The sequence below is a fragment of the Roseiarcus sp. genome (genome assembly GCF_049514155.1).
Lineage (GTDB): Bacteria > Pseudomonadota > Alphaproteobacteria > Rhizobiales > Beijerinckiaceae > Roseiarcus.
In genome coordinates this window covers 1-4388 of the sequence record NZ_JBEKVH010000255.1, presented here as the reverse complement: position 1 = coordinate 4388, position 4388 = coordinate 1, and the positions used below count along the sequence as shown (strand labels likewise).

The window sequence follows — 4388 nt, the reverse complement described above, 5'->3', positions numbered from 1 at the left end:
TCGCTCGGGCGCGTCCTCGCATAAAATCGCGGACAGGCTTTCGTCGCACAGGCCGTGGCCGGCGGTGAGCGTGTCGGCGAGATGGCGCTGCCAATCGTCGGGCGTTTGCGCGCCGATGGCGGCGGCTACCGTCATCATCGCCATCACGGTGGCGCCGCCGCGGCCGATCAGGCTGCGGTCGGCGAGGATCACCGACGCGCCGCTCTTGGCCGCTTCGATCGCCGCATACATTCCGGCGCCGCCGGACCCGACAATCAGAACGTCGGTTTCGAATTTGATCACGTTGCTCGCTCGATGCCCGCCGTCGCCCGATGCCGATCGCGTTGCCGACTGTTTCGCACACATCCCGACACCGTGAAAGTCCGCGCCGGCATAGGAGGGAACGCGGTTTTGCGGGTATCTGCGGCGGGCACCTCAGGATGACGGTGAACATGCGAGCTCTCCCGTTCTCGCTCAACGCCCCTGCGCGTGCGAACTGAAAATCCCGTTACGTTCAGCGCGAAACTTGGGGAGGAAAAGGAAATCCGAGGGGTGGCGCCTCTGTTTCTCTCTTCGCTTCGCCCGTTTTCGCCAATACCAAACAAAAGAAAAAAGGAAGCGGAACGCCGACAGACGCGTAGTCCAACCGCCGCACCTGCGGATGCGGCGCCCCCTGCGGCGCCCCCTTTGCGAAGGGGGCTCGCCTATCGGCGTTCCACCGCGGTTCTCGCCACAGGGAGCTTTCGTCCCTGAGGCTCCAGCGTCAGGCCAGGCTTCCTGGGACGTGGCAGGGGCGCTTGGTCCTGTAGGTCTGTCCCAACCTGAGGGCAGAGACTTCGCGCTCTTACACGGGCGTTACCCGCGCCCGCCTGTCCCAGTCCAGTGTAGCACCTCACGCTCCGGTCGTAGTGCCGGAGGGCATGATGCCAGAGCCGCCCGGGTACGGGGTGTATCTTCCCGCCGCGGGCACCGCACTCGCTTCGCCTCCAGAGAGTACCCCCGCTGGAGGCGTCCTTGGTGAGCGAGGTTCGGAGGCTATATGGGCGGACATAGGATGAATGTCAACACCTGTCGCAAAATATCTCTGTTACCGTGACGGCCTTAAAGGCGTCATTGCGCGGCGCGAAGCGGTTGAGCGTTAGCGAAATCCGGGAGCGACCCACCGGCTCCAGGCGCATGCCAAAATCGATCTCACACCGGAAGGCTGATCTCGCAAACGAGACCTTCATTGCGCCAGTCAAAGGAAATTTTGCCTTTAAGCTGGCCGATCATTGCTTCGGTTATCCGCGTACCAAAGCCTTTTTTCGTAGGCATCCGCACGACTGGACCACCTGTCTCGCGCCAGTGAAGGATGAGTCGCCCATCCGCCTCGTGTGACCACATCAGGCTCGTCTCGCCATTGGGCACGGACATGGATCCGTATTTGGCGGCGTTGGTCGCCAATTCGTGCAGGGTTATGGCGACAGCCTGAGCGACGTTCGGCTCCAATAGAACTTGCGGACCGTCAATTCGCACGCTCGTTTCGTCCGTCTCGGAATAAGGAGCAAGCTCCTGTCTGGCGATTGTCCATAAGTCGGCGCCTGTCCAACGCGACTCGACAAATAGCGAGTGAACCTTCGCGAGCGCCAGAATGCGGCCTTCAATCGCCTGTTTTAGACCTTCGGGCGTATCGGACTGAGAAAGATTTACAGTTGCTTGTACCGTGGCGAGCAAATTTTTGCTTCGGTGCTCTGCTTCCCGAGCCAAGACGACGATCTGCTCCTGTGACCGCTTCTGCTCGGTAATATCCCTTGCGATCTTGGAGGCGCCAACGATATTGCCGTTGGAATTTTTAATAGGTGAAACGGTCAGCGAAACGACGATCAAGCCGCCGTCCTTTCGTTGTCGAATAGTCTCGAAATGGTCGACACGCTCGCCTTTTCTGATCCGCGTCAGGATCATATGCTCCTCACCTTGCCGGTCCTGAGGGATAACAATCGTGATGGGTTGGCCAATCACCTCCTCGGCCGTGTAACCGAAGATATGCTCCGCACCCCTGTTCCAGCTTGTGATGACGCCATCGGTGTTCTTGCTGATAATTGCGTCGTCACTGGACTCGACGATGGAGGCGAGCCAGCGCAATCGGAGTTCGTTTTCGCCAAGTGCGGCTTCGACCTTCTTGCGCTCGGTGATGTCTGTGGCGACGTTGAGCAGACGATGGGCCTTTCCGTCCGCTTGTCTGTCGAGAACGCGCCCGTAGCCTGAGAGCCAAGCCGCCGTCCCGTCCGCCTTCACAACTCGGTATTCGGCCGGGAAGGAATCCTGGGAATTCGCCAAGGCGTGATAACGAGCAAGAAGATGTTGATCTTCAGGGTGCATAGATCGACGGATTTCGTCCGTTTCGCCGCCGACATGACCGAGACCACCGGCTAATTCGATGCCAAATAGCGCCATCCCCTCGGGTGTCCAGATCCTGGTGCCTTTGACAAAATCGACCTCCCAACTGCCAATCCGGCCGAGCATCATCGCGGTTCGATACCGCTCCTCGCTCGCGCGCAGCGCGTGCTCGGTCAACACTCTGGTTGTCGTTTCAACGGCGATGACAAGCACTCCGCCCACGCCCGTGGGCGCGGACGGATCCGGAACCGGACTGTAGCTTAGGGTAAAGCGCGCATCCTCAAATTCGACTCCCTGCCGCTGAATTCTCAAAGGCAGGTCTTCAGTAAAGAAGGCGCTGCGCTTGCCGCTGAGGATAGCGTCATGCAGCGGCTTTAGCTGGGTCTGAACTTCCGGCCAGACGTCGCGGAACGGTAAGCCGAGTGCCCGCGGATGCTTGTCGCCGAGGATCGAACGATAGCCGTCGTTGTAAAGCATCACAAAATCCGGGCCCCAACGCACAGCCATCGGAAAACCCGAGGCGAGCATGAGGTCCACAACCAGCGTGAGGCTCTGTGACCAGCCTTGGCGAGGGCCGAGTGCAGTTTTCGACCAGTCTTTCGCACTGATGAGTGCAGACATCTCCGCAATGGCAGGAACTGAGTGTTGGGTCATTATGGCGTCTGGACTCTATACACACCGTCAGGTGAGCACGCTTCGCTTTGCCTACTCTACGGTCGCTTTGGCGGCAAATGAATCGCATCGCGGTGGGCGATCATGCCAGCGCCCGTCCATACCTCGACGGCATGCCCGTCTGGATACGATATTTGTGCACGGCGCCGCTTCACGGACGAGCTGTCACCAATAAAATGTATCAAATCCGCAAGGACCGGTTTCGGGTCCGATTCCGCACATAAGCGGAACTTTTTTCGGCCTGCCCCTGACGGGCCGGCCCTATACCCCCCGCAAATAAGACGACCCGCCCGGTGGGGACGAGGCCGGGCGGGTCTGAATTATCGGCGCTGGCGTCGGGGGGACAGGGGCGCCGATGGTGGCGTCAAGCGCCACCGCCTATTGGTCGCTGAGGCCTCCGGAAAGGTTCAACGAAAGATTAACGGGGTTTGCCCGGCCCTGGGGCCGCAGCAAAATACGTAAGGCCTGGCACGAAACTCGCCCCAGGCGGTCCTCTATTCCCGGATTAAAGGCGAACACCTACTCGCTGGGCTCGGCGGGCTCAGCCGACTCCACGACCCGCTCCTGCCGCATCCGGGCCACGACGCGGGCGAGTTCTTCCTTGGCGAGCGAGGTCACCGCGACCCGCACCCGGTAAAGCCCGCCCGGCGTCGGCCCATCGACCAGGGCGGCCTGGTAGTTTTGCAGGAAATTGGTGATTTCGGCCGCGCTCGCCTGGCGCGCGAAGCGCACCATGGCGAAGGTGCCGTTGCGGTGCGCGATGCTCACGCCGTCCGGGATCGTGGCTTGCGGCTTGGTGAAGATGTTCACCAACAGCGCCGCCTGTAGCGCGATCGCAAGCGTTGCAAATGACGCGGCCACCGCCATGGTGCGCGGCGACAGACTGGCGAAGAAACCGGTCAGCCAGCTCGCGGCACCGCCCGGCCCCCGCCGGCGCGCGGCCAGCGTCTCCGCGTCGATCGCCGCCATCAGCCGCTCGGCGACCTGCGGTGGCGGCGCGCCCAGCGTTTCATTGAGCAGAATGGTTTCGGCGAGTTCCTCGTGCACCAGATCGACCATGACGGCGAGATCCGGCTCCTTGCGCAACGCCTCCTCGACGCGCAGGCGGTCGCGCCGGCGCAAGGTGCCCGCGGCATACCACGGCAACAGCGCCTCGATTTCGCTGGGTTCGGTGCGCTGGTCGCGCCCGGCATCGTTTTGCATCATGGCCAACCTCGATCGATTCCTGCCACTCTGCAAAGCTCTCCCAGTTTCTTGCGCGCATAAAACATTCGCGTCTTCACCGTGTTCTCCGGAATGCCAACGATCCCGGCCACCTCTTCCACCGATTTCTCGTGGTAATAAACGAGATCGATAATCTC

At 61.2% G+C, this 4388-nt stretch carries 4 protein-coding genes; all 4 read right to left on the bottom strand.

The window, feature by feature from the left end; genetic code table 11:
• Positions 1-282: FAD-binding protein (locus ABSF49_RS21005; RefSeq protein ID WP_424114580.1), on the bottom strand; the 282-nt coding region annotated here is incomplete at its 3' end.
• A gap of 888 nt (positions 283-1170) precedes the next feature.
• Positions 1171-2976: a PAS domain S-box protein gene (locus tag ABSF49_RS21000; protein WP_424114579.1), complete on the bottom strand. Its 1806-nt coding sequence runs from the start codon at positions 2974-2976 to the stop codon at positions 1171-1173.
• 570 nt (positions 2977-3546) lie between these two features.
• Complete coding sequence (locus ABSF49_RS20995) at positions 3547-4233, bottom strand: hypothetical protein (protein ID WP_424114578.1); 687 nt, start codon at positions 4231-4233, stop codon at positions 3547-3549.
• A partial coding sequence (locus ABSF49_RS20990; protein ID WP_424114581.1) for a sigma factor-like helix-turn-helix DNA-binding protein occupies positions 4230-4388 on the bottom strand: 159 nt, incomplete at its 5' end. The genes ABSF49_RS20990 and ABSF49_RS20995, both read right to left, overlap by 4 nt.

What these genes read in the sequence shown, in the direction of transcription:
- ABSF49_RS21000 (WP_424114579.1), bottom strand. Translation starts at nt 2,976, where the DNA reads ATGTCTGCACTCATCAGTGCGAAAGACTGGTCGAAAACTGCACTCGGC.
- ABSF49_RS20995 (WP_424114578.1), bottom strand. Translation starts at nt 4,233, where the DNA reads ATGATGCAAAACGATGCCGGGCGCGACCAGCGCACCGAACCCAGCGAA.